Source organism: Aquimarina sp. U1-2, from assembly GCF_017897595.1.
In the GTDB taxonomy this organism is placed as follows: domain Bacteria; phylum Bacteroidota; class Bacteroidia; order Flavobacteriales; family Flavobacteriaceae; genus Aquimarina.
In genome coordinates, this window is sequence record NZ_JAGKIK010000167.1 from 1 (window position 1) to 285 (window position 285).

Sequence of the window (285 nt, forward strand, 5' to 3'; positions counted from 1 at the left end):
AGTAATATGTAAATACAAATCTTATTCATAAATAAGTATTATTGCGACGCTTTAATTACTGCAAAATGCGATTCTTGAATATCAAAAAAAGCGACTCCTGAAGCTCCTGATTGTTTTACAATGGCAATGGCTTTTGCCAATTCATCATCAGTCATTTCAGGTAAATACAGGCCTGTATGTAATTGGGTTTGTTTAGCTTTTAAATCTGTAAGTCCTTGCTTTGTGGCAAATTCTACCCAATCTAAACCTTCATTGGAAAAATTGTTATAAATCATGGGTAATACT

General features: G+C 32.3%; 1 pseudogene. It reads right to left on the bottom strand.

Going from position 1 to position 285, the window contains the following annotated elements:
• Positions 1-38: 38 nt before the first annotated feature.
• Positions 39-285: pseudogene (locus J8281_RS19510) on the bottom strand (hypothetical protein); the annotation flags it as partial.